Annotated in this window: 19 protein-coding genes and 1 riboswitch; of the genes, 10 read left to right on the top strand and 9 right to left on the bottom strand. The window is 63.4% G+C overall.

Going from position 1 to position 26,022, the window contains the following annotated elements; translation table 11 throughout:
• The first annotated feature begins 111 nt into the window (after nucleotides 1–111).
• Nucleotides 112–1,821: a trimethylamine N-oxide permease gene (locus AC04SH_RS18860; protein WP_488576171.1), complete on the top strand. Its 1,710-nt coding sequence runs from the start codon at nucleotides 112–114 to the stop codon at nucleotides 1,819–1,821.
• A gap of 73 nt (nucleotides 1,822–1,894) precedes the next feature.
• On the opposite strand, the gene AC04SH_RS18855 is transcribed toward AC04SH_RS18860, so the two are convergent.
• From AC04SH_RS18855 to AC04SH_RS18830, 6 genes are all read right to left on the bottom strand, one after another.
• Nucleotides 1,895–3,250 (bottom strand): LLM class flavin-dependent oxidoreductase, encoded by a 1,356-nt coding sequence (locus tag AC04SH_RS18855; RefSeq protein ID WP_488576170.1) that lies wholly within the window; start codon nucleotides 3,248–3,250, stop codon nucleotides 1,895–1,897.
• Between the two features lie 132 nt (nucleotides 3,251–3,382).
• Nucleotides 3,383–4,876, bottom strand: a complete 1,494-nt coding sequence (locus AC04SH_RS18850; protein WP_488576169.1) for an aldehyde dehydrogenase family protein — start codon at nucleotides 4,874–4,876, stop codon at nucleotides 3,383–3,385.
• A gap of 117 nt (nucleotides 4,877–4,993) precedes the next feature.
• Nucleotides 4,994–8,134, bottom strand: a complete 3,141-nt coding sequence (locus AC04SH_RS18845) for an efflux RND transporter permease subunit (RefSeq protein WP_488576168.1) — start codon at nucleotides 8,132–8,134, stop codon at nucleotides 4,994–4,996.
• 250 nt (nucleotides 8,135–8,384) lie between these two features.
• Nucleotides 8,385–9,524 carry an efflux RND transporter periplasmic adaptor subunit gene (locus tag AC04SH_RS18840; RefSeq protein ID WP_488576167.1) on the bottom strand — a complete coding sequence of 380 codons (1,140 nt, stop codon included), beginning with the start codon at nucleotides 9,522–9,524 and terminating at the stop codon, nucleotides 8,385–8,387.
• A 55-nt stretch (nucleotides 9,525–9,579) separates the two neighbouring features.
• Complete coding sequence (locus AC04SH_RS18835; RefSeq protein WP_488576166.1) at nucleotides 9,580–10,185, bottom strand: TetR/AcrR family transcriptional regulator; 606 nt, start codon at nucleotides 10,183–10,185, stop codon at nucleotides 9,580–9,582.
• Between the two features lie 418 nt (nucleotides 10,186–10,603).
• Nucleotides 10,604–12,244, bottom strand: a complete 1,641-nt coding sequence (locus AC04SH_RS18830) for an acyl-CoA synthetase (protein ID WP_488576165.1) — start codon at nucleotides 12,242–12,244, stop codon at nucleotides 10,604–10,606.
• A 191-nt stretch (nucleotides 12,245–12,435) separates the two neighbouring features.
• Here AC04SH_RS18830 and AC04SH_RS18825 point away from each other — a divergent pair, with 191 nt between their 5' ends.
• From AC04SH_RS18825 to AC04SH_RS18805, 5 genes are all read left to right on the top strand, one after another.
• Nucleotides 12,436–13,407, top strand: a complete 972-nt coding sequence (locus AC04SH_RS18825; protein ID WP_488576164.1) for a sugar-binding transcriptional regulator — start codon at nucleotides 12,436–12,438, stop codon at nucleotides 13,405–13,407.
• 94 nt (nucleotides 13,408–13,501) lie between these two features.
• Entirely contained in the window at nucleotides 13,502–15,556 is a 2,055-nt protein-coding gene (locus AC04SH_RS18820) for a bifunctional aldolase/short-chain dehydrogenase (protein WP_488576163.1), read from the top strand.
• Between the two features lie 218 nt (nucleotides 15,557–15,774).
• Nucleotides 15,775–16,842 (top strand): D-alanine--D-alanine ligase family protein, encoded by a 1,068-nt coding sequence (locus AC04SH_RS18815; protein ID WP_488576162.1) that lies wholly within the window; start codon nucleotides 15,775–15,777, stop codon nucleotides 16,840–16,842.
• An 83-nt stretch (nucleotides 16,843–16,925) separates the two neighbouring features.
• Nucleotides 16,926–17,183 (top strand): type II toxin-antitoxin system RelB/DinJ family antitoxin, encoded by a 258-nt coding sequence (locus AC04SH_RS18810; protein ID WP_488576161.1) that lies wholly within the window; start codon nucleotides 16,926–16,928, stop codon nucleotides 17,181–17,183.
• A gap of 2 nt (nucleotides 17,184–17,185) precedes the next feature.
• On the top strand, nucleotides 17,186–17,458 hold the full coding sequence (locus AC04SH_RS18805) for a type II toxin-antitoxin system YafQ family toxin (RefSeq protein WP_488576160.1): 273 nt from the start codon (nucleotides 17,186–17,188) through the stop codon (nucleotides 17,456–17,458).
• 78 nt (nucleotides 17,459–17,536) lie between these two features.
• On the opposite strand, the gene AC04SH_RS18800 is transcribed toward AC04SH_RS18805, so the two are convergent.
• The 3 genes from AC04SH_RS18800 to AC04SH_RS18790 form a co-directional block, all read right to left on the bottom strand.
• Entirely contained in the window at nucleotides 17,537–18,589 is a 1,053-nt protein-coding gene (locus AC04SH_RS18800; RefSeq protein ID WP_488576159.1) for a substrate-binding domain-containing protein, read from the bottom strand.
• A 49-nt stretch (nucleotides 18,590–18,638) separates the two neighbouring features.
• Nucleotides 18,639–19,634 (bottom strand): ABC transporter permease, encoded by a 996-nt coding sequence (locus AC04SH_RS18795; RefSeq protein WP_142869906.1) that lies wholly within the window; start codon nucleotides 19,632–19,634, stop codon nucleotides 18,639–18,641.
• An 80-nt stretch (nucleotides 19,635–19,714) separates the two neighbouring features.
• On the bottom strand, nucleotides 19,715–21,226 hold the full coding sequence (locus AC04SH_RS18790; RefSeq protein WP_488576158.1) for a sugar ABC transporter ATP-binding protein: 1,512 nt from the start codon (nucleotides 21,224–21,226) through the stop codon (nucleotides 19,715–19,717).
• A 137-nt stretch (nucleotides 21,227–21,363) separates the two neighbouring features.
• Between AC04SH_RS18790 and mtnK the strand changes: the two genes are divergently transcribed.
• The 4 genes from mtnK (at nucleotide 21,364) to fba (ending at nucleotide 25,860) form a co-directional block, all read left to right on the top strand.
• Nucleotides 21,364–22,638, top strand: coding sequence for an S-methyl-5-thioribose kinase (mtnK, locus tag AC04SH_RS18785; RefSeq protein WP_488576157.1), 1,275 nt, complete (start codon nucleotides 21,364–21,366; stop codon nucleotides 22,636–22,638).
• Nucleotides 22,635–23,729, top strand: coding sequence for an S-methyl-5-thioribose-1-phosphate isomerase (gene mtnA / locus AC04SH_RS18780; RefSeq protein WP_488576156.1), 1,095 nt, complete (start codon nucleotides 22,635–22,637; stop codon nucleotides 23,727–23,729). The genes mtnK and mtnA overlap by 4 nt, the downstream gene beginning before the upstream one ends.
• A 207-nt stretch (nucleotides 23,730–23,936) precedes the next feature.
• Nucleotides 23,937–24,081, top strand: a riboswitch (FMN riboswitch).
• A gap of 76 nt (nucleotides 24,082–24,157) precedes the next feature.
• Complete coding sequence (locus AC04SH_RS18775; RefSeq protein WP_488576155.1) at nucleotides 24,158–24,631, top strand: 6,7-dimethyl-8-ribityllumazine synthase; 474 nt, start codon at nucleotides 24,158–24,160, stop codon at nucleotides 24,629–24,631.
• Nucleotides 24,632–24,795: 164 nt separating this feature from the next.
• Nucleotides 24,796–25,860: a class II fructose-bisphosphate aldolase gene (fba, locus tag AC04SH_RS18770; RefSeq protein ID WP_488576154.1), complete on the top strand. Its 1,065-nt coding sequence runs from the start codon at nucleotides 24,796–24,798 to the stop codon at nucleotides 25,858–25,860.
• Nucleotides 25,861–26,022 lie beyond the last annotated feature (162 nt).

Genomic DNA, 26,022 nt, shown 5'->3' with positions numbered 1-26,022 from the left:
AAATACGACTGAGTGGAAACACCGGAGTCGTGACGGTCATTTGCCGGGGAACAAGCTTCGCGCAGTCGAGGCATCGCCGGCGGGAACAGCGAAAAAGGGGAATTCACAGACATGAGCTCCATTAGCACGGCCCTCGAGCAGCCTGCCGAAAGCAAGCTGCTCAGGCATATCGACTGGCGCGGCGCCTTCTGGGTGGCAAGCGGCGTTCCGGCCCTGGTCCTGTTTTCGATCGGCGGCATTGCCGGCACGACCGGGACGCTGGCCTTCCTGATCTGGACGGTGTCCATGATCATGGGCTTCCTGCAATCCTTCACCTATGCCGAAATCGCCGGCCTGTTCCCGAACAAGTCGGGCGGCGCCTCGATCTATGGCGCCACCGCCTGGCTGCGCTATTCGAAGTTCATCGCGCCGCTGTCGGTGTGGTGCAACTGGTTCGCATGGTCGCCGGTGCTGTCGCTCGGCTGCTCGATCGCCGCCGCCTACATCCTCAACGCGCTGGCGCCGGTGCCGATCGTCACCGAGGCGTCGCCCGACGTCGTCGCCTATATCGCCGCGCATGCCGGAACGGCGCCTGCCGATGCGATTGCCGCGGTGACCGCCGCCGCGACGCCGGCGATCCGCACCTGGACGCTGTGGAGCCACACGCTGGGGCCTGTCTCCTTCACCCTCAACGCAACCTTCTTCATCGGCGCGGTGCTGATGCTGATCATCTTCTCGATCCAGCATCGCGGTATTCTCGGCACCGCCAATGTGCAGAAATATATCGGCCTCTTGGTCATCATCCCGATGCTGATCGTCGGCGTGGTACCGATCGTCACCGGCCAGATCAACTGGGCGAATTTTTCGCCGCTGGTGCCGCTGGCCGCCGCCTACGCGCCGGAGCCCGGCTCATGGAACATCCCGGGCTGGACGCTGGTGCTGGGCGGCATGTTCATCGCCGCATGGTCGACCTACGGCTTCGAGACGGCTGTCTGCTACACCTCGGAGTTCAAGAACCCGGGCACCGACACCTTCAAGGCGATCTTCTATTCCGGCCTGCTCTGCATGCTTTTGTTCATCCTGGTACCTTTCACCTTCCAGGGCGTACTGGGTCTCAACGGTATGCTGGCGACACCGATCGTCGACGGCTCCGGCGTTGCGGATGCACTGGCCGGCATGGTCGGCGGCGGCGCGCTGATCCACAGCCTCCTGGTGATGCTGATGATCCTGGCGCTGGTGCTGTGCATCATGACGGCGATGGCCGGCTCCTCGCGCACGCTCTACCAGGGCTCGGTCGATGGCTGGCTGCCGCGCTACCTCAGCCACGTCAACGAGCATGGCGCGCCGACCCGCGCGATGTGGACCGACCTCGTCTTCAACCTGATCGTGCTGGCCATCGCTTCGGCCGACGCGACGAGCTTCTTCTTCATCCTCGCCGTGTCGAATTGCGGCTACATCATCTTCAACTTCCTCAACCTCAATGCCGGCTGGATCCACCGCATCGACAACGGCCACATCAACCGGCCGTGGAAGGCTCCGAGCTGGCTGCTCGGCGTCGGCGCCATCTTCGCCTATGTCAACGCCATCTTCATGGGCGCCGGCGCCAAGGTGTGGAACCCGATGGCGCTGTGGGCCGGCTTGATCACGGCTGCCTTGATCATCCCGGTGTTCTGCTACCGGCACTATGTCCAGGACAAGGGCAAGTTTCCCGACCACATGCTGGCCGATCTCGGCATGGCGGGAGCCGACCTCTCGGTCAAAAAGGCCGGCATGCTACCCTATCTAACGCTGGTCGCCGGCGTGGTGGTGATGCTGCTGGCCAACTGGTATTTCGTCATCTGACACCCGCAACTGATGAAAATGGGCGCGCTTCGGCGCGCCCGTTTCTTTTTGCATAAGCGAATCCTAGAGTGCCTCAGCCGGTCTTGCGGATGGTTGCTTCGGAGCCTTCGAAGAACCGGTTCGGTGGCCGCTTCAGGCCGAGATTCTCGCGCAAGGTCGTGCCCTCATATTCACGCCGGAAGAGCTTTCGCCGCTGTAGTTCCGGCACCACTTTCTCAGCGAAGTCGTCGAGCCCGGCGGGAAGGTAGGGGAACATGACGTTGAAGCCGTCAGATCCCTCGGCAAGCAGCCATTCCTCCATCGCGTCGGCAATGGTCTTCGGCGTGCCGACAAAGGCGAGGCCGGAATAGCCGCCGAGCCGCTGTGCCAGCTGGCGGACGGTCAGGTTTTCGCGGCGCGCCAATTCGATGACACGCTCGCGGCTGCTCTTCGAGGCGTTGGTCTCGGGGATTTCAGGCAAGGGCGCATCGGGATCGAAGTGGGCCGCGTCATGGCCCAGTGCGATCGACAGCGAGGCGATGCCGCTCTCGTAATAGACCAGGCTGTCGAGCTTTGCCCGCTTGGCCTGCGCTTCCTCGACACTGTCGCCAACGATGACGAAAGCGCCGGGCAGGATTTTGATGTCGTCACGCGAACGGCCGAGTTTTTGCGCCCGCCCCTTCACGTCGGCAAAGAAGCGTTGCCCGGCCGCGAGATCGCTATGGGCAGCAAAAATAACCTCCGCCGTTTCGGCCGCCAATTGCCGCCCGGCCTCCGACGCGCCGGCCTGAACGATGACCGGCCAGCCCTGCACCGGGCGGGCAATGTTCAGCGGGCCGCGCACCGAGAGGTTTTCGCCCTTGTGGTCCAGCACGTGCAGCTTCGCCGGATCGAAATAGAGCCCGCTCTCGGCGTCGCGGATGAAGGCGTCGTCGGCAAAGCTGTCCCACAGGCCGGTCACGACATCGTAGAATTCCCGCGCCTTGTGGTAGCGCTCGTCATGCTCGACATGCTCGTCGAGGCCGAAGTTCAGCGCCGCATCGGGGTTGGACGTGGTGACGATGTTCCAGCCGGCGCGGCCGCCGCTGATATGGTCGAGCGAGGCGAAGCGCCGGGCGATGTGATAAGGCGCATCGAAGGTCGTCGACGCGGTGGCGACCAGGCCGATATGGTCGGTGACGGCGGCGAGCGCCGACAGCAGCGTGAACGGCTCGAACGAGGTCACCGTATGGCTGCGGCGCAGCGCCTCGATCGGCATGTTGAGCACGGCCAGGTGGTCGGCCATGAAGAAGGCGTCGAATTTCGCCGCCTCCAGCGTCTGCGCGAAGCGCTTCAGATGGGCGAAGTTGAAATTGGCGTCGGGATAAGCGCCGGGGTAGCGCCAGGCGCCGGTGTGAAGACTGACCGGACGCATAAAGGCGCCGAGCCGCAATTGTTTTTTGTCTGCCATGGGATGATCACCTGAGGTGGACGAGCTCTATTGCCCCAATATGCGGGCCAAGATCGGACGGCTTTGCCGTCCTGAAAAGGAATCCTGTTTTGCAAAACCCCTGTTGCGGAGCATTTTCTAACCGGCGGCCGTTCAATCTATCTTGATGAACACACCCTTGGTGTTGAGATATTCGCCGAGATGTTCGGCACCACCCTCGCGGCCGTAACCGCTCATCTTGTAGCCGCCGAAGGGCACCGCCGGATCGATGGCGTGATAGGTGTTGACCCAGACCGAACCGGCGCGAATTTTTCGCGACAGCTGGTGCGCGGTGGCGACGTTCTGGGTGAAGACCCCGGCGGCAAGGCCGTAGGGCGTGTTGTTGGCGCGCTCGACGGCTTCGTCCAGCGTGTCGAAGGGCAGCGCCGAAATGACCGGCCCGAAGATTTCCTCGCGGGCGATTTTCATCTCGTCCAAGACGCCGGCAAAGACGGTCGGCGCGACGAAATTGCCGGCGGCGAGAGCGCCTTGCGTCAGCCGCGCGCCGCCGGTCACCAGCTTAGCACCTTCGGCCGTACCGGCTTCGAGGTAGCCGGTCACCCTGAGCAATTGTTTCTCCGACACAAGCGGGCCGATCTCGGTCGCCGGATCGATACCGTCGCCGATCTTCAACCCCTCTGCGTAAGCAGCGAGCCGCGCGACGAACTCGTCATGGATGGAGCGCTCGACGAACAGGCGCGAGCCGGCAATGCAGATCTGGCCGGAATTGGCGAACACCGACATCGCCGCCACCGGCACGGCCTTGTCGAGATCGGCATCGGCGCAGACGATGACCGGCGACTTGCCACCGAGCTCCAATGACACGCGCTTCAGATTGCCGGCCGAGGCGCGGACGATCGACTGGCCGGTCGCGGTCGAGCCGGTGAAGACGATCTTGTCGACGCCCATATGTTCGGCAAGCGGCGCACCCGCCTCGGCGCCGGTGCCGGTGACGATGTTGACGACACCTGCCGGCACGCCGGCCTCGTTCATGATGTCGGCGATCAACAGCGGCGTCAGTGGCGCCTCTTCCGACGGTTTCAAAACGATGGTGCAGCCGGTGGCGAGCGCCGGGCCGATCTTCCAGATCGAGGCCGCAGTCGGCGCGTTCCACGGGATGATGGCGCCGACGACGCCGACCGGCTCCTTAAGGGTGAAGGAGACGATCTCGCCCGGCAGCGAATTGTCGATGGTCTCGCCATGCAGCGCCGTCGCCATGCCTGCGTAGTAGCGCAGCATGCCGATAACGCGATTGCGGTTGGCGCGGGCGCGTACGATCGGCATGCCCATATCTGTGGTGTCGGAGCGGCTGATCTCTTCCCAATGCTTTTCGAAAAGATCGGCTATTTTCAGCAGCAGCACCTGCCGCTCATAGGGCTTGAAGCGACTCCACGGCCCGTCGAAGGCTTTTCGGGCCGCGGTGACGGCGAGTTCGATGTCCTGACGGTCGCCGCGCGGCACCGTGGCGATGACCGCTCCGGTCGCCGGATTGCGGGTCTCCATGGTGCGGCCCGAGGCGGCATCGACCCAGGCGCCGTCGATGAACATCTGCCGATGGCGTCCGTCGATCGGCAGGCGCAGGGCGATCGATGTCTGGGCCAGGGTCATGATCATCCTCCACGCAACAGACGGAGCATCACGGCCGCCGGAACGCCACAACGCCGCACGTCAAACGTACGGCGTTGTAGCATTTTTCCAAGAGCGCATCCTATGCGCCAGCGGTGGTTACTCGGCGGCCAGGGCCAGTTGCGGCCTGTCATTGTCCTGCACCGCCTCGCCCGCCGGCTCCTTGGCCTTCTTCGGCTCACGGCCGAAGAATAGGGCGTAGCCTGCCGGCAGCACCAGGATGGTGAGTACGGTGGCGACCAGGATGCCACCCATCATGGCGTAGGCGAGCGGCCCCCAGAACACGGCGCGCGAGATCGGGATCAGCGCCAGCACCGCCGTCATCGCGGTCAGCACGATCGGCCGGAAACGGCGCACGGCCGAGCCGATGATGGCCTCCGATCGATCCATGCCTCTGGCGATGTCCTGGTCGATTTGGTCGACCAGGATGATCGAGTTGCGCATGATGATGCCGAGCAGCGCGATGACGCCCAAGATAGCGACGAAGCCGAAGGGCGCACCGCTGATCAGCAATGCTGCCGCCGCACCGATGATGCCGAGCGGGCCGGTGGCCAGCACCAGCATCGCCTTGCCGAAATGCTGCAGCTGGATCATCAAGAGCACGACGATGACGGCCAGCATGACCGGCGCCTTGGCGGCGATCGAAGCCTGGCTCTCGGCAGAATCCTCCGCACCGCCCTGGATCTCGATCTTGTAGCCAGGCGCCAGGCCGGCGCGCATGCCTTGCATGTCGTTGTACATCTTGGTGACGACGTCGTTCGACTGCACGCCGTCCGGCAGCGTGGCGCGCACCGAGATGGTCGGCAGGCGGTCACGCCGCCATTCGACGCCCTGCTCGAGCACCGGCATCACCTTGGCGACCTGCGACAGCGGCACGAAGCCACCGAAATCGGTCGGGATATAGACCGAGTCGACCGACGACAGCAGATTGCGGCTGGCATCCGGTTCGCGGGCGACGATGGACACCGTCTCCTCGCCGTCGCGGAAGTCATCCAGCGGCGCGCCGGACATCGACGCCTGCAGCATCTGGCGGATGCGCTGCGAGGTGACGCCGAGCGCACGGGCGCGGTCCTGGTCGATGACCAGCTTCATCGCCGGCACCGGCTCCAGCCAGTCGTCATGGACTGCGACGAGCAGCGGATTTTCAGCGAACTTGGCCTTCACCTGATCGGCGATGCGGCGCACTTCCTGACGGTCAGGTCCCATGACGCGCATCTGCACCGGCCAGCCGGTCGGCGGGCCGAGGAACAGGCGATCGACCTTGGAGCGGATCGAGGGGAAATCCTGCGCCAGGATTGAGCGCAGCTTGAGGATCAGCCGCTCGCGCGCCGGCTCGTCATTGGCCATCACCAGAAGCTGGGCATAGTTCGGGTTGCGCAATTGCTGGTCGAGCGGCAGGAAGAAGCGCGGCGCGCCTTCGCCGATATAGGTGGCGATGAAGCGCTTGTCCTTGTCGTCCATCATCCGGGCTTCGAGCGCCTTGGCCTGGGTCTCGACCTCCTTGATCGAGGTTCCCTCAGGCAGCCAGAGATCGACCAGGATTTCGGGACGCGACGACTGCGGGAAGAAGTTCTGCGGGATGAACTGGAACGCCCACAGGCTGGTGGCGAAGGTGACCAGCGTCATCACCAGAACGATGATGCGATGGCGCACCGCCCAGCCGACCGTGGCGCGCAGCCGCCGGTAGAAGCCGGTGTCGAAGGCATCGTGGTGATTGCCGGCATGCTTGCGCTGCTTGAGGATCATGTAGCCGAGCCACGGCGTGAAATAGACGGCGACGAACCAGGACACGACCAGCGCGATGCCGACAACGTAGAACAGCGTGCGCACATATTCGCCGGCCGTCGAGGCGGCGAAGCCGACCGGGATGAAGCCGGCGGTGGTGATCAGCGTGCCGGTCAGCATCGGGAAGGCGGTCGAGGAATAGGCGAAGCTCGCCGCCTCGATCTTGACCAGCCCCTCCTCCAGCTTGCGCTCCATCATCTCGACGACGATCATGGCGTCGTCGACGAGCAGGCCGAGCGCAATGATCAGCGCGCCCAGCGAAATGCGCTGCAGGTCGATGCCGAGCTCGTACATGATGGCGAAGGTGGCGGCGAGCACCAGCGGAATGGCGATGGCGATGACCAGGCCGGAGCGCCAGCCGATCGACAGCAGCGAGACGGCAAGCACGATCAGCAGCGCTTCGCCCAGTGCCTCCATGAACTCCTTCACCGCATCGCGCACAACTTCCGGCTGGTCGGAGATCTGGTCGACCGAAACGCCGTAGGGCAGCGCCTCTTCGAAGCGCTTGTAGGTTGCTTCGACGTCCTTGCCGACATCGGTGACGTTGAAGCCCTTGGCCATGACGACGCCGACCTGGACGCTTTCGTGGCCGTTGAAGCGGTATTTGCGCTGATAGGGATCCTCGAGGCCGGACGACACGGTGGCGATGTCGCCGAGACGCGTCACCTGGCCGCCGGCGCGCAGGCGCAACTCCCTGATGTCGGCTGCCTTGGTGACGTCGCCTTCGACCGAGATGCGCACCGAGCGCAGGCCGGTGTCGACCGAGCCTGCCGGATCGACATTGTTCTGGCCCTTGATAGCGTTCTGCAAATCGGTCAGCGTCAGGCCGCGTTCGGCCAGCGCCTTGGACGAGATGTCGATATAGATCTTCTCCGGCTGGTCGCCGATTATGACGGCCTTCTCGACGCCCGGCGTCGTCAACAGCATGTCGCGCGCCTGGATGGCGAACTTCTTCAGCTCGGGATAGGAGTAGCCATCGCCGCTGATCGAATGCAGCGTGATGAAGGTGTCGCCGAACTCGTCGTTGAAATATGGGCCGAGCAGGCCTTGCGGCAGGTCGCCTGAGATGTCGCCGACCTTCTTGCGCACCTGGTAGAAGGCGTCCTTCACCTCCTCGCCATTGGTGTCGCCCTTGATCTGGACGGTGATGATGGCACTGCCGGCGCGCGTGTAGGAACGGACGAAATCGAGATGCGGCGTTTCCTGCAGCTTGCGCTCGATCTTGTTGACGACTTGGTCCTCCATCTCCTGGATCGAGGAGCCCGGCCAGATCGCCTGGACAACCATGACGCGGAAGGTGAAATCGGGATCTTCCTTCTGGCCCATGCGCATCAGGCCGAGCCCGCCGGCTATGATGATCAGGCCGAACAGGAAGCGCGCAATGGAAGGATGGCCGATGGCCCAGCGCGAAAGATTGAAAGGCCGCTTTTCACTGCTGTCCTTGGTGGTGGTCATCGGCGTCAGTCCAATTCGTTGATCGTGAGCGCATACCCTTGGCATGCGGCTTCAGGGAATTCCGATGCTGGCTTCCGGGCGGCGAGGCTTTCCGAGCGGGAGAGACTCTCATCGCGGTGGGACGCGTGGATCGATGCGGGGGAACTCGACCTTGGCGTCTCGACCATCGGGCACTCGCCGCCCGGAAACTCTAAATTGCTTGCCGGCCTTTCGCCGAAGCGACGATCAAGCCGGCTTCATGCGCCTGCCTTCAGCGCAGCGCCTTTGCGGCGTCGCCTTCCGCAGAGGCGGCCTGCACCGCATCGCCGGTCAGCTTGACCTTGAGATTCTCGCTCATGAACTGAGTGCCGGCGGCAACGACGACATCACCCGGCTTGAGCCCGTCGGCGACACTGACGCCGTCGGCGGTAAACTCCGCTACCTTGACCGAGCGCTCGTGCACCGTCTCGCCGGCGCGGTCGACGGTCCAGACAATCTTGCGGCCATCCTTTTCCGCCAGCGCGCTGAGCGGGATCGACACCATCTCCTGCTTCTTGGCCACCGAAGCCTCGATGTTGGCGGTCATGCCGAGCAGCACGCGCGGATCGTCGGGCAGCGAGACACGGACGGCAAAGGTGCGCGACTGCTGGTCGGCGCTGCCGGCCACTTCGCGAACCTTGCCGGAGAGCTTCAGCGCATCGTCGGACCAGAAGCTGGCCGTGACATCCTTGCCTGGTTTGAAGGCGGCGATGTCCATTTCGGGAACCGCAATCAAGACTTCCTTTTCGCCATCGACGGCAACGGTCATCACCGGCGTCCCGGCGCCGACCACCTGGCCGACATCGGCGCTGACAGCGGTGACGATGCCGTTCTCGCTCGCCTTGAGATCGGTGTAGACGACTTGGTTCTGCGCCTGTGAAAGGGTCGAACGGGCGGCATCGCGGCTCGCCACCGCCTGGTTGTAGCTCAGCGTCGCCTGCTCGAGCTGCGACTTCGAGGTGAAATTCTTGGCATAGAGCTGCTCGGCGCGCTTGCGGGTCAGGTCGACCGTCTCGACCTGCCGCTCGGCGGCATCGAGACTGGCCTTGGCGCTCTTGACCGAAAGCTCGTAATCGGTGGAATCGATGCGGGCGAGCACGTCGCCCGATGTCACATGCTGGCCGATATCGACAAGGCGCTGGGTGACCTTGCCGGAGATGCGAAAGCCGAGATTCATTTCGGTGCGGGCGCGCACCGAGCCGGAATAGGCGAGGTCGCGGCTGTTTTGCGCCTGGCCGATCTCGACCACCTTGACCGGGCGGATGACGTCCTGGACTTCGGCCTTTTCCTGGCTGCAGGCGGCGAGCCCGAGCGTGGCGACGATCAGGCCGGCGGCAGGCAAATTGCGGAGGATGGAACTGGACAAAGACACTTTCGTACTCCCGACTGGAGATGAACGGTCGACACCGGCGCCCGGCGGGCGGCGGTTATTTCAGGGCTTTGATTGCGTAATCGATGAGGTCGTCGGGCATCGCCCGGTTGGTCTTGGCAAGGCACTGCGCCACCATTTGCGGGTGGCACAGAATGACGGTGGCGGCGCCGAAGCAGCGCGATGCGATGACCGGATCCTGGTCGGCAAACTCGCCGGCCTCGATGCCTTCGCGGATCACCTCGGCAAACAGGTCGTGAATACTGTCGATATGCTTGTCGATCACACCCCAGTCACGCTCGAGGGCGACGATGACCATCTCGTGCACCTTCTGGTCGTCGAGCATGACTTCCAGTGTCATCTTGTACTGCGCATGCACGTAGCGGCGCAGCCGTTCCTCGGCGCTGATCGGCAGGTGGCAGATCGCGTAGGCCATATTGTAGCTGGCGAGCAGCATGCGGCCGCAGACGGCCTGGTGGATTTCGACTTTGGAGGCGAAGAAACGGTAGATGTTGGCCGGCGACATGCCGAGTTCGCGGGCGATGTCGGCAACATTGGTCTTGCCGTACCCATAGTGGCGGAAGAGGCGCTCGGCGCAGTCGAGAATGCGCGTGACATTCTCCTGGCGGGTGGCGTCGGCCATGATGCTGGCGGCTTCGGACATTAGCTCTCTGTCAATTAACGAGTGACGAATTTCAATTTTCGTCAGTCGTAAATCCAAAAGAGCGAGGTGTCAATGCGGAATCGACGTACGCGTACGAATGGTGACAGATGGTGACAGTCAGCTGACGGCAGTCGCCTCGCGCTCGTCATCCTAGGGCGGAGCAAGGAGCGAAGCGACGCGGCGTAGACCTAGGATCCATGCCGCGACGCCTGCAAAAGAGCGAGGCGGATCAATAGGTTACGCCGCCCAGCGATCTGTCATCCGACGCAGCCATTCTCGCCGGTAGCGCACTGCCGCGAGGTGACGGCATGGATCTAGGGTTTCCGCAACGTCGCTTCGCGACTGGTACACCCTAGGATGACGAAGTCGCGGAAGGCTGCGGCAAATTGTCGAGGTCGTAGCAAGCATGGCCGGCGCGCTAAGCCCCCTTCGCCATTTCCCGCAATCGGAACTTCTGGATCTTCCCGGTCGACGTCTTCGGGATCTCCGCGAAAATCACTGCCTTCGGCACCTTGAAGCGGGCGAGCAAGGCGCGGCAGTGGTCGATGATCTCGGCCTCGCTCGCCGCCTTGCCAGGCTTCAGCTCGACATAGGCGACCGGTACCTCGCCCCATTTGTCGTCAGCCCTGGCAACGACACCGCAGGACGCTACGGAAGGGTGCTTGTAGAGCGCGTCCTCGACCTCGATCGACGAAATATTCTCGCCACCGGAGATGATGATGTCCTTGGAGCGGTCCTTGAGCTGGATGTAGCCGTCAGGGTGCATGACACCGAGGTCGCCGGAATGGAACCAGCCGCCGGAAAAGGCCTCGTCGGTTGCCTTCCTGTTTTTCAGATAGCCCTTCATGACGATGTTGCCGCGGAACATGACCTCGCCGATGGTCTCGCCGTCGGCCGGTGTCTCCTGCATTGTTTCCGGGTCCATCACCGTCAGGCCTTCTAGTGCGGCATAGCGCACGCCTTGCCTAGCCTTCTTCTGCGCTTTCGACCCCTTGTCGAGAGCGTCCCAGGCGCCATGCCATTCGTTGACGACCGCCGGACCATAGGTCTCGGTCAGGCCATAGAGATGGGTGACGGCAAAGCCGGCATCGGCCATGCCCGACAGCACGGCTTCCGGCGGTGGCGCGGCCGCGGTGTTGAAGGTGACGGTCTGCGGGAAGTGGCGCTTGTCCTCATCCCTGGCGTTGATCAGCACCGACATGACGACCGGCGCGCCACAAAGGTGGGTGACGCCGTGATCGGCGATGGCATCGTAGATCGGCTTCGGCCGCACCCAGCGCAGGCAGACATGGGTGCCGGCCTGGACGGCCAGCGTCCACGGAAAGCACCAGCCATTGCAGTGGAACATCGGCAGCGTCCAGAGATAGACCGCGTGCTTGGCCATGCCGGCATGGATCGTGTTGGTGTAGGCCATCAAGGCAGCACCGCGATGGTGGTAGACGACGCCCTTCGGATTGCCCGTCGTGCCCGACGTGTAGTTGAGCGAGATGGCGTCCCATTCGTCGTCAGGCATCGACCAGGCAAAGTCCGCATCGCCGCCGGCGACGAATTCCTCATAGTCGACCGAGCCGATGCGCTCGCCCTTCGGATAGGGCGCATCGGCGGCATAGTCGGGATCATCATAGTCGATGACCAGCGGCTTGACCTTTGCCAGCGCCAGCGCCTGTTTGACGACTGCGGAAAATTCGCGATCGACGATCAGCACCTTGGTCTCGGCATGGTCGAGCTGGAAGGCGATGACGGCGGCGTCGAGGCGGGTGTTGAGCGAATGCAGCACCGCCTTGGTCATCGGCACGCCGAAATGCGCCTCCAGCATCGGCGGCGTGTTGGACAGCATGACGGTTACCGTATCGCCCTTGCCGATGCCGCGCTTTGACAGCGCCGAGGCGAGTTTCAGCGAGCGCCGCCAGAAGGTGCGATAAGTGATGCGCTGGCTGCCATGGATGATGGCGACATGGTCGGGATAGGTGCTTGCCGCCCGCTCCAGATAGGTGAGCGGCGTCAGCGGCTGGTGGTTGGCGGCGTTCTTGCCGAGATCCTGATCGTAGGGATTGCCCATCCCGTTCTCCCCGAATTTTCTTTTATTGAGAACTTCTAAACACAGGTTCCGGCCACGTCACCAGAAGCGAATCCCGACCGGGCACATTTGGTGCAATGATTATCCAGATTCGGCAGGCAAAAAGGTATCGTGTACCCGTGCCAGTTTGACTTTTGTCGAGAGCCGTGAATAATGTCAGCCGAGGAGACGGCATGGCGATCCGACCGGCAGAACAGCTTATCCACAAGGCCGCATGGCTCTATTATGCCCATGGCCTGCGCCAGGACCAGGTGGCTAGCCAGCTTAACATTTCCCGCGCCTCGGTCGCCATGTATCTGCGCAAGGCGCGCGAGACCGGCATCGTCAACATCTCGACCTCGACGCAGCTGTTCACCGACGATGTGTTGGCGCGCCAGCTCGAGGACGCACTCGAACTGGACGCCGTCTGGATCGCGCCGGAGAACGACTATGTCCTCGATCCATCGACTGACATTGCGGTGCTCGCGGCGAGCGTCTTTCTCGAACTGGTGAAGAAGGGCGACCGCATCGGCGTCGCCTGGGGCCGCACCGTCTACACCATCGCCGACGTCATGTCCTACGCCGATCTGCAGGACGTCACTGTGGTGCAGCTTTGCGGCAATCTCGGCGCGCCCTACTCCTACCGCCCCGATCAGTGCACGATGGAAATCGCCCGCCGGCTCAACGCCAAGGGCCTGAATTTCTACGCGCCGCTGGTGCTGACGACGGAATTGCTGGCGCATGGGCTGCGCGCCGAGCCGGTGATCCGCGAGCAATTGGCCGATATCGGCAATTGCGATCTGGCGCTCTATTCGGTCGGCACCGTCGACGCCGACAGCCATGTCGTCAAATGCGGCGCGCTGAGCCCCGGCGAGATGGGGGTGTTGCGCGAGGCGGGTGCGGCCGGCGTCATCGCCGGCCAGATCATCGACGCCGCCGGCAAGGCGCTCGACTGCAGCTATAACAGGCGCGTCATCTCGGCCTCACTTTCTTCGCTGCGCCAAATCGAAAAGCGCCTGATGGTGGTGCAGGAAGACAGCAAGTTCGAACCGCTGCTGGCCGCGCTGGCCGGCGGGCTCTGCACGCATCTGGTGGTCGGCGCGCGCATGGCGCGGCGGCTGCTCGACCATGCCGGAGCCAGTGCGGGGGCAAAAAAGGCTTCCTGACAAACGACATCCCTGCAGCCGGCGCATTGTCATCAAGGCGTCGCGGCATTCCTGTTCACAGCAACATCAAAGACAGCAAAGCGGACATAGCGACATGAAGAACCTTTGGAATGATGGCGAGGCGGAAAAGCTCGTTGCCGACTATGCGAAAAAGGGCGTTGCCCGCGACCTCGCGCTGCGCGTCTACACCACCCGGCTGCTCGGCGGCGAGCCGCGGCTGGTGCTGCATGGTGGCGGCAACACCTCCTGCAAGACCAAGGCGACCGACCTCGTCGGCGACGAGTGGGATGTGCTGTGCGTCAAGGGCAGCGGCTGGGACATGGGCGTCATCGAGCCGCAAGGACTGCCGGCGGTGAAGATGGGCGCGCTCTTGAAGGCGCGCGCGCTGGACAGCCTCGCCGACGAGGACATGGTGGCGCTGCAGCGAGCTAACCTGATCGATCCTGCCTCGCCCAACCCTTCGGTCGAGACGCTGCTGCACGCCTTCCTGCCACACAAATTCGTCGACCACACCCATTCGACCGCGATCCTCGCCATCGTGGACCAGGAAGACAGCAAGGCGCTGATCAAGACGGTGTTCGGCGACAGAATGGGCTACGTGCCCTACATCAAGCCGGGCTTCGACCTCGCCAAGGTGGCGGCCGATGTCTATGACGCCGACCCGAGCGTCGAGGGCCTGATCCTCGACAAGCACGGCATCTTCACCTTCGGCGACGATGCCAGGCAGGCCTATGACCGGATGATCCACTATGTGAACGTGGCGGAAGACTACGTCACCAAGCATGGCAAGCCGCAGCCGGCCAAGGCGGCGCTGCCGGCAAAGCTCGCAACGCCCGCCTCCATCGCACCGACGCTGCGCGGCGCCGTGGCGGTATCGCGCGGCGAAGGCCGCTTCGACCGCATGATCAGCGACTTCCGTACCTCGGATGCGATCGTCGATTTCATCAACTCGGCCGGCATTGCAGACTACGCCGCGCGCGGTGTGTCGACCCCCGATCTGTCGATCCGCATCAAGACCGGGCCGATGGCGGTGCCGGCGCCGGACGCCGACAAGGCTGGCGACTACAAGGCCGTCATCAAGAGCCATGTCGACGCCTTTGCCAAGGACTATCGCGCCTATTTCGAAACCAATGATGCGCTGGACGACGTCAAGCGCACCATGCTCGACCCGATGCCGCGGCTGACGCTGGTGCCGGGCCTCGGCATGTTCGGCCATGGCCGCACGCTGAAGGATGCGAAGATCGCGTCCGATGTCGGCGAGATGTGGATCGAGGCGGTGCGCGGCGCCGAAGCCGTCGGCAGCTTCCATCCGCTGTCCAAGGCCGACCTGTTCCCGCTCGAATACTGGTCGCTGGAACAAGCCAAGCTTGCCTCCAACAAGCCGAAGCCGCTGACCGGCCAGGTGGTGTTGATCACCGGCGGCGCCGGCGCGATTGGCGCAGCGACGGCCAAGCTTTTCGCCGCCAATGGCGCGCATGCGGTCGTCGTCGATCTCGACGCGGCAAAGGCTGCAGAAGCTGCCAAGGCGGCCGGCAACAATTCAATCGGCGTCGGCGCCGACATCACCGACCCAGCCCAGATGCGCGCGGCCTTCGACAGAGCGGTCGCCGTCTATGGCGGCGTCGACATTCTGGTCTCCAACGCTGGCGCCGCCTGGGAAGGCCGCATCGGCGAACTCGACGATGCCCTGCTGCGCAAGAGCTTTGAGCTCAACTTCTTCGCCCACCAGTCAGCGGCGCAGAACGCGGTGCGCATCATGCTGGAACAAGGCACCGGCGGCGTGCTGCTGTTCAACACCTCCAAGCAGGCGGTCAATCCCGGCCCGAAATTCGGCGCCTATGGTGTGCCGAAAGCGGCGACGCTTTTCCTGTCCAGGCAATATGCGCTGGACTATGGCGCGCACGGCATCCGCTCCAATGCCGTCAACGCCGACCGCATCCGCTCCGGCCTGTTGACCGACGCCATGATCGCCAGCCGCTCGGGCGCGCGCGGCGTGTCGGAGAAGGAATACATGTCCGGTAATCTGCTCGGACAGGAAGTGACAGCCGACGACGTGGCGCAAGCCTTCCTGCATCACGCGCTGGCCGAGCGCACGACAGCCGATGTCACCACCGTTGATGGCGGCAACATCGCGGCGGCGCTGCGTTGAACATAGAACTGGAGCGGTTCATCGTTTCACCAACGGCGAGCCGCTTCACCTCTCGGTCTTGACGGACTCCAGGCGGAAAACCGCTTTCGCACGTCGTGCTGAAAAACTGCTCGAACCGGTCAAAATCCCACTCCAATCCTTCGCTTATTGCTTGACCAGTTTCTGGGGCGCCTGGTGTTTCGCATGCAAGCCCCAACTGATCCTTGGTGGAGTAATCGATGGCAGCGAAAAGACTACGTATCGGCGTGCTGTTTGGCGGGCGCTCCGCCGAGCATGAGGTTTCGCTGCTTTCGGCAACCAATGTCATGGCCGCGCTGGATCCGGCGAAATACGATGCCATCCCGATCTTCGTCACCCGCGAAGGACAGTGGCTGCTGAGCCGCTTCAAGGACGGCGTGCTGGCGACGCCGTCTGACGGCACGCAGCTCTGCCTGGTGCCCGGAGGACATGGACGGATGCTGGCGATCCCCGCCAAGGGCGCGCCTCACGACCTGCCCGCCATCGATATTCTGTTTCCGGTGCTGCATGGCCTGCATGGCGAGGACGGCGCGGTACAAGGGCTGGCCGAGGTGGCGCGCGTGCCGCTCGCCGGCTGCGGCATCCTCGGATCCGCCGCCGCGCTCGACAAGGACGTCGCCAAGCGGTTGCTGAAAGCGGCAGGAGTGCCTGTCGCACGCTCGGTGACGATCGAGGAGGGTGCAGCGCCTTCGCTCGCCGTGCTGGAAGACCAGCTCGGCCTGCCGATTTTCATCAAGCCGGCGCGGCAGGGTTCGTCCGTCGGCGTGGCAAAGGTCAATGGCAGCCAGGAATTCGAGCGGGCGCTTAGCGAAGCCTTCCAGCACGATCGTAAGCTGCAGGCGGAGGAATTCATTCGCGGCCGCGAGATCGAATACAGCGTGCTGGAAGACGCCGCAGGCGAACTCTTCGTCTCGCGGGCGGGCGAGATCGTGCCGGCAGAAAGCCACGGCTTCTACAATTACAACGCCAAATACATTGACGAGGATGGCGCGGCATTGATGGTGCCGGCCGAGTTGCCGCCGGAGGTCGAGGCCGCCATGCGCGCCATGGCGGCAAAGGCTTTCCGAGCCCTCGGTTGCGACGCGATGGCGCGCGTGGACTTTTTCCTGATGCCGGACATGACATTTGTGATCAACGAGCTCAACACCATCCCCGGCTTCACCGACATCAGCATGTACACCAAGGCAATGGCGGCAAGCGGCGTCAGCTATGCTGAAGTCATCGACCGGCTGGTGGCGCATGGGCTGGCGCGCGCCGGGCGGACATGATGAAGGTATAAGCTTGAACGGCAGTCCGCTTGCAATTGCCGCGCTTTGTAGCTACATTGTGGCTCTATAGAAGGAGTCACGACATGGCTACTGATTCAGTAGTTCGCGCTCGGATAGATGCCGCGACAAAAGATCAGGCGACTGAGGCGTTGGCGGCGATGGGATTGTCCGTCTCCGATGCCATTCGCCTGCTTTTGGTGCGCGTGGCCGCCGACAAGGAATTTCCCTTTCCCGTGAAAGTGCCTAACGCAACCACGAAAAAAGCCATGGCCGAGTTGGAAAAAGGCAAAGGCAAGCGCTTCTCCTCGGCTGACGAGTTATTCAAGGATCTTGGGCTTTAAGCATGCCAGTTCCCGTTCACTCCGGGCAATTTCGCCGGGATGTGAAGCGCATGGAAAAGCGCGGCAAGAATCTTGGCAAGTTGCGTGATCTGTTAGGCCTGCTCATCGCCGGACATGACCTGCCGGCGGCGTATAAGGACCATCCTCTCAAAGGCGACTGGAAAGGCTTTCGGGACGCCCATATCGAACCGGATTGGCTGCTGATCTACCGCGTTGTCGGCGACGAATTGCAGCTTGCCCGCACAGGTTCGCATTCCGACCTGTTCAACGAGTGAACTCTATGGAAAAGCCGCCCGCAGCGTTCTGCTGCAAGCGGCTTCGTATCAATTCCACCAGACATAGAATGCCGCACGCTACTTCGCGTTCGGGTTGGGCATCCAGGCCGGCATGGCGACATCGGCATGGGCGAATTGCGGCAGCTTGGCCGACAGGTCTTCCATGTTCTTGATGTCCTTGTCGATCAGGTCCTTCTGGGTGATCAGCGTCGGCGGCACGGTGACGTTGTGGCCGGGGTCCTCACCGGCGAGCAGCTGTGCCAGCGCGCGCACCGAGACCTGGCCGACGACGGCCGGGTTGGTAGCGGCGGTGGCTGCCCAAGCACTGTCGGTTTCGCGCATGGCGGCGATATCCGAGGTCGAAATGTCGGCCGAGTAGATCTTGATCTTCTTGTTCAGCCCCGCCTCGTCGACGGCGATCTTCACACCCTTGGCGAATTCGTCATAGGGCGCGAACATCACATTGATGTCGGGATGCGCCTGCAGCACCGAGCGCGCCTGGTTGGCGACGGAGTTGGCGATCGGGTTGTCGAGCGTGCCGAACATCGCGACTTCCTTGATGCCGGCGTACTTCTTCTTCACGTCGACCCAGGTCTCGTTGCGGCGGTCGAGCGGCGCGATGCCGGCGACATAGACATAGCCGGCGTTCCAGCTCTCGCCATTGTCCTTGACCGCCTGTTCGAGCGCGAGGCGCGCCAGGTCTTTGTCCGACTGTTCGATCTGTGGGATTTTCGGGTTTTCGACATTGACGTCGAAGGCCACGACCTTGATGCCGGCATCGACCGCACGCTGGGCGGCGTCCTTCATCGATTCCGTCAGGCCGTGCTGGATGATGATGCCCTGCACGCCAAGCGCGATGGCCTGGTCGACCATGTCGGACTGAAGGGCCGCATCCTGGCGGCTGTCGAGCACGCGCAAATCGATGCCGAGCGCCTTCGACTGCGACTCGACGCCCGAGAGGTAGGCCTGGAAGAAATCGCCGGTCGAGAGATAGCGCACCAGCGCGATCTTGACGCCCGGCTTGTCGAACGGCGCCGGCTTGTCGGCGGCAAGAGCCGGGACCTGCAGCAGCATTGTTGCGCCGGCCAGTCCGAGCGCGACCTTCCCCAGAAGTCGTCTTGTGATGTTCACGTTTTTTCCTCCGTTTGTTGAACTTACAAAAATCCTGTTCCGGCCAAACCTATCTTCGACCCCTGCCCGAAAGGGCGAAGGTGAAGACAAGGGCGACGACCAGAACCACGCCCTTGACGAAATCCTGCGTGTAGTAAGGCGCGTTCATCATCGTCAGGCCTTGCAGCAAGATGCCGACGAACAGCGCGCCGACGGCGGTGCCGAAGGCGTTCGGCTTGGCGGCGCCGAGCACCGCGTAGCCGATCAGCGCCGCGGCAACCGCATCGAGCAGCAGATTATTACCCGAGGCGATGTCGCCACGTCCAAGCCGTGCAGCCAGCAAAATCCCGCCGATCGAGGCAAAAACTCCTGAAATGACGTAGGCCCAGATTTTGTATGCCTTGACAGGCGCGCCGGCGAGTTCGGCGGCACGTTCATTGGAGCCGACGGCATACATCATGCGGCCGAAACGCGTGTATTCGAGGAAGAACCAGATCAGCACGGCAAGCACGATGAGCACGACCACCGAGACCGGGATGAGGTTCGGAATGAAGAAGTCGAAGCGGTGGCGGCCAAGCGCCAGGAAGGCGTCGGCAAATTTGCCGTTGGCGACGGAGCCGTCGGGCATGGTCATGCCGGTGGCGATCGAGCGGCCTTCGGTCGGAATGCGCTGCAGGCCGACAAGCAGGAACATCATGCCGAGCGTCGCCAAAAGATCGGGCACGCGCATATAGACGATCAGCCAGCCATTGATCAGGCCGACAATGGCGCCGATGAGCAGACAGACGACGACGGCGACGACGACGTTCTGCTCCAGCACGACCATGACATAGGCCGCCGCCATCATGGCCGATGTGGCGACCGACCCGATCGACAGGTCGAAGCCGCCGACGACAAGCGTGGCGGTCACGCCGAGCGCCAGCACGCCGGTGATGGCGACCGACTGGAAAATGAACACAGCACTTTGCGGCGAAACGAACCCGTCAGCGGCGATGGCGAAATACGCGATCAGGCCGAACAGAAGCACGATGAACCCATAGCGGATGGCGTAGTCGCGCAGCGTCATTCAGCGCCCGCCGTCAATACCCAACTCAAACCCATGCGCTTCATTCCAATTCCCGTCGTCAGTTCTTCAATCATCTTGGCTCAGGCCGCGCTGTGCAGCGGTCCGCCCGCCACTTCGGCGAGCAGGCGGTCGAGGTCGACATCAGCGTTGCGGTGTTCGCCGACGATGGTCTGCTCCGACATCACCAGGATACGGTCGGCGGTCTCCAACGCCTCGTCGAGCTCGGTGACAAACAACAGCGTGGCGCGGCCATTGGCGCTTGCCCGCAGCTTGGCAGCAATGTCGCGCCTGGCCGAGATATCGACACCCTGGAACGGCTCGTCGAGGATGAACAGTCTCGCGTCCTGCGCCATCCAGCGCGCCACCATCACCTTCTGCTGGTTGCCGCCCGACAGCGTGGCCATTTCATCCTTCTCGGAACGGCAGACGATGCCGAGGTCCTCGATCTGGCGGCGGGCCGTGGCACGCTCGAGGCCGCGCTTGAGAACGGCAAAGCGCGACATGCGCTTATGGAAGGGAAGGCTGATGTTTTCCTGGATATTGAAGCCACCGACAATGCCGTTTTCGCCGCGGTCCTTGGCGACCAGGAACACGCCCGCCGCGATGGCCTCGCCTGTTGTGTCAGGCGCGTAGGGCTTGCCGTTCAAATTCATAGTGCCGGCGAGCGGCTTGCGCAGGCCAAACAGCGTCTCGGCCAGTGCGGTCTTGCCGACGCCGACGAGGCCGGTGACGGCAACGACCTCGCCATCGCCAAGCGTCAGCGAGATCGGCCGGGCGCCCGGCGCGATGCGCAGGCCCTCGATGGTCAGGATCGGCTTGGCCGAATTCCTCGCTTCGATACGGTCGAGATGGATCTTGCGGCCGAGCATGGCGTTGACCGCGCCTTCATAGTCGAGCGGCTTTTTGTCGAAGGTGCCGCTAATGGCTCCATCGCGCATCGAGACAATGCGGTCGGCAAGCCGCCGGATGTCAGACATGCGGTGCGAGATGTAGAGGATGGCGACGCCCTGCTCGCGCAACCGGTCGAGCAGCGAAAACAGCCTGTCGGCCTCGGCGCTGGACAGCGACGAGGTCGGCTCGTCGAGGATCAGAACTTTCGGCTGGTGCGCCATGGCGCGCGCGATCGCCACCATTTGGCGGTCGGCCAGCGACAGATCGCTGACGCGGGCCCTGAGGTCGATGGCGAGCCCCATGCGGTCGGCGACCGCCCTCGCCTCCCGGCGCACGCGGCCAGGGTTGAACAGCAGCGGCGCGCCTTTGCCACTCAACCGATCGAGCGTCAGATTGGTGACGACATCGAGATCGGCGACAACACCATCATTGATATTCTGGTGCACGGTGACGACACCGGCACGGATCGCTTCGGCCGGCGTGTTCGGCGCGAAGTTATCGCCGGCAAGGTGCATGGTGCCGCCGGCATGGTCGTAGACGCCGCTGATGATTTTCACGAGGGTGGATTTGCCGGCGCCATTGGCGCCCATCAGCACGGTGATCTCACCGGCATGCAATTCGAGCGAGACGCCGCCAAGCACCTCGATATGGCCAAAGGACTTCCTCAGCCCGTCCACGCGGAACACGGCATCATTGCCCATTCGTTCCTCCCTAACGATGACGCTATGGGCTACGTCATCAATTGTCAACTCGATTGACAATTGCCAGACAGCTTCCTAGCTTGGCCCCGCCGCCATCGCTCCACTATGATCGGAGCGACCAAGCGCGAGGGTGAGGAATGACTGGGAAATTGCCGTTCGAAGCACTGTCGGTGGAGACGCTTGCAACGCGCCTCGGCGCCAACGAAGCGCTCTGCGCCAGGATCGGCAAGGACACGAGCGCCTGGAAGGTGCGCGAGGTCGGCGATGGCAATCTTAACCTCGTCTTCATCGTCGAGGGCGCCTCGGGGGCTGCCGTGGTCAAGCAGGCGCTGCCCTATGTCCGCCTGGTCGGCGACAGCTGGCCGCTGCCGCTGAAACGCTCCTTCTTCGAGTACCACGCGCTGACAAGGCAGGAAGCCCGTGCGCCGGGCTCGGTGCCGGCGATCTACCATTTCGATGAGGCCCAGGCGCTGATCATCATGGAATATCTGGCGCCGCCGCACATCATCCTGCGCCGCGCCCTGATCGACGGCCGCCAGCTGCCGAACATCGCCAGGGATATCGGCCTGTTCATGGCCCGCACCTTGTTCCGCGGCTCCGATCTCTCCATGCCGACCAAGGACCGCAAGGCCGATCTGGCGTTGTTCGCCGACAATGTCGAGCTCTGCGGCATCACCGAGGATCTGGTGTTTTCCGACCCCTATTTCGACGCCAAGCTGAACCGGCATACCTCGCCGCAGCTTGACGGCCTGGTGGCCGAACTGCGCGCCGACCGCGACCTCAAGGTCGAGGCGCAGCGGCTGAAGCATATCTTCGCCGCCAATGCGGAGACGCTGCTGCATGGCGATTTGCATTCCGGCTCGATCATGGTCACCGATACCGAGACAAGGATGATCGATCCCGAGTTCGCCTTCTACGGTCCGATGGCCTTCGATGTCGGCATGCTGCTCGCCAATTTCTGGATGTCCTTCTTCTCGCAGCGCGGCCATGAGCAGAACGGCAAGCGCGACGCCATGCGCGCCTATCTGCTCGGGGTGACGGCGGAGACCTGGGCGGTGTTCCGCGCCGAGTTCTCGCATCTATGGCGCACCGAGCGCACCGGCATGCTTTATCAGAAGAGCCTGTTCGAGGATCAGGGCGACATCCTTGCCTCGGAGCAGGCGCTCGACCATGTGCTGCACCAGATCTGGACCGACCTCTTGGGCTTTGCCGGCATCGAGGTGCATCGCCGCATTCTCGGCCTCGCCCACAATGCCGATTTCGAGACCATCGAGAACGAAGATCTGCGCGCCTCCTGCGAGGCCAAGGCGCTGAAGTTCGGCCGTCACATCGCCGTCAACCGGCGCCAGATCTACAGCATGGACGAGGTCAACAACCTCGCCGCGCTGATCGAACGGGAGAGCAGCATTTGAACGTTGGCGAGCGCCACTACCGCACCATCTGGCTGAGCGACGACAAGCGGTCGGTCGAGATCATCGACCAGCGCTGGCTGCCGCATGACTTCCGTGTCGAAAAGATCGGCACGGTTGCTGGCATCGCCACCGCCATCCGAGACATGTGGGTGCGCGGCGCGCCGCTGATCGGCGTCACTGCGGCCTATGGCGTCGCCATCCAGATGGCGGACGATCCGTCGGATGCAGCGCTCGACGCGGTGTGGGAGACGCTGAACAAGACGCGGCCGACGGCGATCAATCTGCGCTGGGCGCTGGACGAGATGCGGCGCTCCTTGAAGCCGCTCGCGCCAGCGCAGCGCGCGGAGGCGGCCTACAAGCGCGCCGCCGAGATCGCCGACGAGGATGTCGGCTTAAACCGCGCCATCGGCGAGAACGGCCTGAAGATCATCAAGGAGATCGCGGCGCGCAAGAAGCCGGGCGAGCCGGTCAACATCCTGACCCATTGCAATGCCGGCTGGCTGGCGACGGTCGACTACGGCACCGCGACGTCGCCGATCTATCTTGCCGTCGAGGCCGGCATTCCGGTCCATGTCTATGTCGACGAGACACGGCCGCGCAATCAGGGTGCTCAGCTGACCGCCTGGGAGATGGCCGGCCACGGCGTGCCGCACACGCTGATCGTCGACAATGCCGGCGGCCATCTGATGCAGCATGGCGAAGTCGACATGGTGATTGTCGGCACCGACCGCACGACGGCCAATGGCGATGTCTGCAACAAGATCGGCACCTACCTCAAGGCGCTCGCCGCCGCCGACAATGACGTCCCCTTCTATGTCGCCCTGCCGTCGCCCACCATCGACTGGACGGTGGGGGACGGGCTGGCCGAAATCCCGATCGAGGAGCGCTCCGGCGACGAGGTGTCGCTGGTATGGGGCAAGACGGCGGACGGCAAAATAGCGCAGGTGCGCGTGTCGCCGGAAGCGACGCCGGCCGCCAACCCGGCTTTCGATGTGACGCCGGCGCGGCTGGTGACGGGGTTGATCACCGAGCGCGGTGTGGCCAAGGCCTCGCGTGAAGGGCTGAAGGCGATGTTCCCCGAGCGGGGGTGAAGGCTGATCTCCCCCCCTTGAGGGGAGATGTCGCCGAAGGCGACAGAGGGGGTCAGTGCGTCCTGGCGCGACCTCCCAGCATCGACAGATGACGCTAGCACTCCACGCGAGACGACCCCCTCTGGCCTGCCGGCCATCTCCCCCTCAAGGGGGGAGATCAGCGCTCCCAATTGACAGCCCCTTCCCACCCCTCCATATCTCCCCCGTCAATGTTCTCAGGGCGGGGTGAAAGTCCCCACCGGCGGTAAGGGTTTCGGCCCAAGCCCGCGAGCGCCTTCCGGCAACGGGAGGGTCAGCAGATCCGGTGCGATTCCGGAGCCGACGGTTACAGTCCGGATGAAAGAGAACGATCGCAAAGGACGGCTCGCTCGCGGGCCGGTTTTTGCGTCGTGCGTCCTGATTCTGGTTCGAAACGGAAGGATGGACCCATGAATCAGCATACCCCGAAAGACTATGAAACCTACCGCATCGCCGTCATTCGCGCGCGCTGGCACGCCGATATTGTCGACCAGTGCGTGCAAGCCTTCGAGGCGGAACTCGCCACTCTCGGCGGTGGGCGCTTCGCCGTCGATATCTTCGACGTGCCCGGCGCCTACGAAATTCCGCTGCACGCCAAGACGCTTGCCGCGACAGGCCGCTACGCCGCGATCCTCGGCACGGCTTTCGTCGTCAATGGCGGCATTTATCGCCACGACTTCGTGGCGGGCGCGGTGCTCGACGGCATGATGAATGTGCAGCTGTCGACCGGCGTGCCGGTGCTGTCGGCGGTGCTGACGCCGCACAATTATCACGACAGCGCCGAGCATCACCGCTTCTTCTTCGAGCATTTTACGGTCAAGGGTAAGGAAGCGGCCAATGCCTGCGTCCAGATCCTGGCCGCGCGGGCGTCGATCGCCGCCTGACCCATCAAAAATGCCCGGATTTCAGCCCTGCAACAAGAATTGCGGCGCAAGCGGCCGCTGACGGTTGCGGTTGGCGTGAAATTTGGCCAGAAGCATCAGGGACCGGCCGGCAACCGGCCGGCCCCGCGACGTTGCGCTTGAAACCAGATACGGGAGACTATTGGGTGGCTCGCATAACACTGAGACAATTGCTCGATCACGCCGCCGAATATGGCTACGGCGTACCCGCCTTCAACATGAACAATATGGAACAGGGCCTCGCCATCATGGAGGCCGCCGAGGAGACCAAGTCGCCCGTCATCCTGCAGGCAAGCCGCGGCGCTCGCGCCTATGCCAATGACGTGGTGCTGGCCAAGCTGATCGACGCGCTGGTCGAAATCCACCCCGACATTCCGGTCTGCATGCATCTCGACCACGGCAACAACGAAGCCACCTGCGTCACCGCCATTCAGTACGGCTTCACCTCGGTGATGATGGACGGTTCGCTGAAAGAGGACGGCAAGACGCCGGCCGACTACGCCTACAACTCCGGCATCACCAAGCGCGTCGTCGACATGGCGCATTGGGGCGGTGTCTCGGTCGAAGGCGAGATCGGCGTGCTCGGTTCGCTGGAAAGCGGCGGCGGCGAACAGGAGGACGGCCACGGCGTCGAAGGCGCGATCAGCCACGACCAGTTGCTGACCGATCCGGAACAGGCGGTGGAGTTCGTCAAGGACACCCATGTCGATGCGTTGGCGGTGGCCATGGGCACCAGCCACGGCGCCTACAAATTCTCACGCAAGCCGGACGGCGCGGTGCTGGCGATGAACGTGATCGAGGAGATCCACCGTCGCCTGCCCAACATGCATCTGGTCATGCACGGCTCGTCCTCGGTGCCGGAGGATTTGCAGGAGATCATCAACAAATATGGCGGCCAGATGAAGCCGACTTGGGGGGTGCCGGTGGAAGAGATCCAGCGCGGCATCAAGCATGGTGTGCGCAAGATCAACATCGACACCGACAACCGCATGGCGCTGACCGGCGCCATCCGGAAGGTGCTGACCGAAAACCCGAGCGAGTTCGATCCGCGCAAATATCTGACGCCGGCCATGGCCGCCATGCGCAAGCTCTGCAAGGAGCGTTTCGAGCAGTTCGGCACTGCCGGCAATGCGCAGAAGATCAAGCCGGCGCCGGTTGCTGAGATGGCCAAGCGGTACAAGTCGGGCAGCCTTGATCCGAAGTTTGGGTGAAGTGCTAATCTCCCCCCCTTGTGGGGTGAGCAGCCGGTTCGCGAAGCGAATTCATCGTGCCAGTGGCACGATGAAAGGCCGGCGAACGCCGGGACGCTGCGAAGCAGCGGGGACCCGGCAGGGCACTTTGGCCATTGGCCGCCCGGCCCTTCGCAGGCTCAG

This window comes from Mesorhizobium sp. CNPSo 4688 (assembly GCF_057784295.1).
The sequence above is the reverse complement of the archived record's forward strand: the minus strand, read 5'-3'. Positions and strand labels throughout refer to the sequence as shown.

Excerpts from the sequence above, each read along its gene's own strand:
- AC04SH_RS18830 (WP_488576165.1), bottom strand. The coding sequence starts at position 12,244 with ATGGGCAATCCCTACGATCAGGATCTCGGCAAGAACGCCGCCAACCAC.
- AC04SH_RS18820 (WP_488576163.1), top strand. The coding sequence starts at position 13,502 with ATGAAGAACCTTTGGAATGATGGCGAGGCGGAAAAGCTCGTTGCCGAC.
- AC04SH_RS18850 (WP_488576169.1), bottom strand. The coding sequence starts at position 4,876 with ATGACCCTGGCCCAGACATCGATCGCCCTGCGCCTGCCGATCGACGGA.
- AC04SH_RS18795 (WP_142869906.1), bottom strand. The coding sequence starts at position 19,634 with ATGACGCTGCGCGACTACGCCATCCGCTATGGGTTCATCGTGCTTCTG.
- AC04SH_RS18860 (WP_488576171.1), top strand. The coding sequence starts at position 112 with ATGAGCTCCATTAGCACGGCCCTCGAGCAGCCTGCCGAAAGCAAGCTG.
- AC04SH_RS18805 (WP_488576160.1), top strand. The coding sequence starts at position 17,186 with ATGCCAGTTCCCGTTCACTCCGGGCAATTTCGCCGGGATGTGAAGCGC.
- AC04SH_RS18775 (WP_488576155.1), top strand. The coding sequence starts at position 24,158 with ATGAATCAGCATACCCCGAAAGACTATGAAACCTACCGCATCGCCGTC.
- AC04SH_RS18855 (WP_488576170.1), bottom strand. The coding sequence starts at position 3,250 with ATGGCAGACAAAAAACAATTGCGGCTCGGCGCCTTTATGCGTCCGGTC.
- AC04SH_RS18835 (WP_488576166.1), bottom strand. The coding sequence starts at position 10,185 with ATGTCCGAAGCCGCCAGCATCATGGCCGACGCCACCCGCCAGGAGAAT.
- AC04SH_RS18815 (WP_488576162.1), top strand. The coding sequence starts at position 15,775 with ATGGCAGCGAAAAGACTACGTATCGGCGTGCTGTTTGGCGGGCGCTCC.
- AC04SH_RS18825 (WP_488576164.1), top strand. The coding sequence starts at position 12,436 with ATGGCGATCCGACCGGCAGAACAGCTTATCCACAAGGCCGCATGGCTC.
- mtnK (WP_488576157.1), top strand. The coding sequence starts at position 21,364 with ATGACTGGGAAATTGCCGTTCGAAGCACTGTCGGTGGAGACGCTTGCA.
- AC04SH_RS18810 (WP_488576161.1), top strand. The coding sequence starts at position 16,926 with ATGGCTACTGATTCAGTAGTTCGCGCTCGGATAGATGCCGCGACAAAA.
- AC04SH_RS18790 (WP_488576158.1), bottom strand. The coding sequence starts at position 21,226 with ATGGGCAATGATGCCGTGTTCCGCGTGGACGGGCTGAGGAAGTCCTTT.
- AC04SH_RS18845 (WP_488576168.1), bottom strand. The coding sequence starts at position 8,134 with ATGACCACCACCAAGGACAGCAGTGAAAAGCGGCCTTTCAATCTTTCG.